The sequence below is a fragment of the Pseudoruminococcus sp. genome (assembly GCF_047012705.1).
Classification (GTDB): Bacteria; Bacillota; Clostridia; order Oscillospirales; family Acutalibacteraceae; genus Pseudoruminococcus.
In genome coordinates this window covers 1-3,110 of record NZ_JBKXNW010000048.1, presented here as the reverse complement: position 1 = coordinate 3,110, position 3,110 = coordinate 1, and the positions used below count along the sequence as shown (strand labels likewise).

The window sequence follows — 3,110 nt, the reverse complement described above, 5'->3', positions numbered from 1 at the left end:
ACGCTGTTCCCAAGCGTCTGAGAATCCTTTGAAGCGAATTGCGGGAGCATCTGATTTTTTCGTCATTCTGCACTACCTCCCAGCAATTTCTTCAACTCATTAAGTCCCAGCATATCATACTCATTACCCTCAAGGTCATCGATCATTCCCGAAAGCGTTGCTTCGGTTTCGCTGATCTGCTGTTCGACCTCGAAGAAAGTTGTGGCATACTTGTTCTGAAGGGCTTGAATTTTGCTCACCAAGCTGTCGATTACGGTATCAGGCAGTTTGTGAATGCTCTCAATGAGAGGAGCAATCCACTTCTTTTCGAGCAAATCCAAAGCCTGCTCATCGCTCAGACTTTCAATCGTATCCTTTGTTTTTGCCTGCAACGCAGCACCCTTTGCCTTGATCTCCGCCTTGATTTCTTTCTCGCTCTTGACCAAAGACTCTACCTTTTCTAAGAGTGTACGAAGCGCAACGCTTTCAGGAGAACGGTCTTTCTTCAGTTCCTTAATCTTTTTGGATACTTCTTTCGGAACGAAAGCATCGCCTTCCTCGGTGAGAACATCGTTGCAGCTCTCTTTATCCTCCTCTGTCATTTCATCAAGGATAGACTCATACTCAGAAGGGATTTCCGCCAAACGGCTTTCCAAACCGTGAAGCTCGTCCGTTTCTGCGGAGAGTAAAGTCGCCTGTACCAAGTCGAACGGGATAATATGACCTACCCAGCCCTCTTGAACTTCCTGATCTTTACCGTCCTTTTTCTTGATGACAAGGTTCGGATCGACCTTCTTTGTTGCAGCAAAGCCTTCGGTTTGCAACATTTCGAGGTCGATGGAAATACCTGTCCAATCGTCGTCAAGAAGCTGGAACGCCGCATATTTGTCGATAAGTGGAATATCTTTCAGTCGCTCGAAAATATCAGCACTCAGAACGGTTTCAGCCTTAGAGATTTCGATGCTTCCCATCCGGTCGATAAGTTCTTCTTTCAGGAATGCCGGGAAAGTGGAAAAGGCGGCGTTAAAAGCTTTCTCAAACCCGACCACATCAGGGTGGCTCTTGATGGCACTCTTAATATCAGGGGTAGACACATTCACATAAGGAATGCCACTCTCGGTAAACAACGCCTTTTTCAGCGCAGGGAACGCCGTCCAGAATTCGCTCATCTCGTCAATTTCTGCTGTCGGGATACCGCCAAACATAGACGCATAGACATCCCAATGCTCGGCAGCTTCAGAGGAATCAACATAGCGAGGAATGTTCAAGTTATAATCATTGCTGCGAATTTCTTCACGACTGACGACTCGTGAAAACTTCGGTATGTTTTCACGCTTAATAAAGGTATCTGCTATGCGTTTAATGTCAGACGCACGGAGCTTGTTATTTTTACCCTCTTTGATAAAGCCCTTGGATGCATCGATGATAAGGACATCGGTATTCTCACGCTTTTGGCGCAGCACCATAATGATGGTGGGAATTCCTGTCCCGAAGAAGATATTTGCAGGCAGCCCGATAATGGCGTCGATATGGTTATTCTCAATCAGGTTCTTTCTGATTTCACCTTCCTCACCGCCACGGAACAGTACGCCGTGGGGAAGAACGATTGTCATAATGCCGTCCGGCTTGATATGGAACAGATCGTGCAAGAGGAAAGCATAGTCGGCTTTTCCTTTGGGAGCAAGTCCAAAACGAGCATAACGAGGATCTCCCTCTTTATTAGACGGATCCCAAGCCTGCGAATACGGCGGATTGGACACGACCGCATCCACATAGAGAGGGTTATAGGTATTGACCGGATCATTTTCATCAAAGTACGGCCAATCCTCCTCGAGAGTATCGCCGTTACGAGTGATAATGTTAGCGGGATCAATGCCTCTCATAACCAAATTCATTCGGGTCAGGTTATAAGTATTCTCTTTCAACTCCTGAGCGTAATACTGAATATTGTTGTCGTCGCTCATATACTTCGCAACGCTTTGACCAATATTGATAAGCAGTGAGCCCGAACCGCTTGTCGGGTCGTAGATTTTGATTTCACTTTTACCCTTCAAATGACTCGCAACGATCTCGGACATCAGAAGCGATACCTCGTGCGGGGTGTAGAACTCGCCAGCTTTCTTTCCAGCATTTGCTGCAAAGTTACTGATAAGATATTCGTAGATGAAACCGAGAACATCGTAGTCCTGCTTGCCATCCATAGGAATATCTTTTATCAGCGTCAGCAGCCCACTAATTGCTTTCGTTTGTGAACCGGAGCTATCGCCAAGTTTGGAAAGGCCTGTTTGCAGGGTATCAAATACTTTTTCAAATACCCTTTTATGCGAACTAGAAATTAGTCGGCTAAATGCAGAAAGAGCATCACGGACATTTGAAACATCAAAGTCCTTACCCATCGTGAGCCAAGTGGAGAAAAGATCCTTATAGGCAATAAAGTAGCCTATGTTTTTTTGGATCCATTCAACTGTTTCGGCATCTTCCTCCGATACGGTTTTCAGGAGTTCATTATCATAGTCGTTCTCCTTCAAGAACTTAACTTCCTTATCGGAAAGATACTTGTAAAAAATAAAGCCTAGTATGTAATCCTTATATTCATTTGCTTCAATTTTGGAACGCATTTGATTTGCGGAAGCCCATATTTTCTGAGCAAGTTGTTGCTTATTCATTCTGTGACCCCATCCTTTTTCTTTTTCTAAGGGCAACGTACTACCCCCTATCATGATACACACAACTAGTGTCCCATAAAACGGACTTACTTTTCGTCAGAAACAAACTCCATAATATCGTCAGTTGTACAATTCAAAGCAGAGCAGATTTTTCCCAACACTTCAGTGCTGACATTTTCATCACGACTAAGCTTATTCATTGCGTATTTTGTGAGCCCTGCAGCTTCCTGCAAATCTCTTTTCTTCATATCTCGATCAAGCAGAATGTGCCAGAGTTTTTTATAGCTTACAGCCATCATATCATTCCTTTCTCTCGGTCCGCGAGTAAGTACTAAAACACATTTTATATTATAGCATATAATCCCGAAATAGCAACTATAAATCCCGAAATATCAAACTTAATTCCGATATTTCACACCTGTGTAAGCTCGACAGTAACCGAATAGCTTGGGAACAGCGTAAGTT

General features: G+C 44.1%; 2 protein-coding genes. Both read right to left on the bottom strand.

What is annotated here, in order from left to right; all coding sequences use genetic code 11:
- Positions 1–62: 62 nt before the first annotated feature.
- Positions 63–2,645 carry a type I restriction-modification system subunit M gene (locus tag ACLU24_RS14520; protein WP_412613349.1) on the bottom strand — a complete coding sequence of 861 codons (2,583 nt, stop codon included), beginning with the start codon at positions 2,643–2,645 and terminating at the stop codon, positions 63–65.
- Between the two features lie 86 nt (positions 2,646–2,731).
- Positions 2,732–2,941, bottom strand: a complete 210-nt coding sequence (locus tag ACLU24_RS14515; protein ID WP_186878313.1) for a helix-turn-helix domain-containing protein — start codon at positions 2,939–2,941, stop codon at positions 2,732–2,734.
- Positions 2,942–3,110 lie beyond the last annotated feature (169 nt).

Bases quoted from the DNA above. Each gene is read 5' to 3' on its own strand.
- ACLU24_RS14520 (WP_412613349.1), bottom strand. From the start codon at position 2,645: ATGAATAAGCAACAACTTGCTCAGAAAATATGGGCTTCCGCAAATCAA.
- ACLU24_RS14515 (WP_186878313.1), bottom strand. From the start codon at position 2,941: ATGGCTGTAAGCTATAAAAAACTCTGGCACATTCTGCTTGATCGAGAT.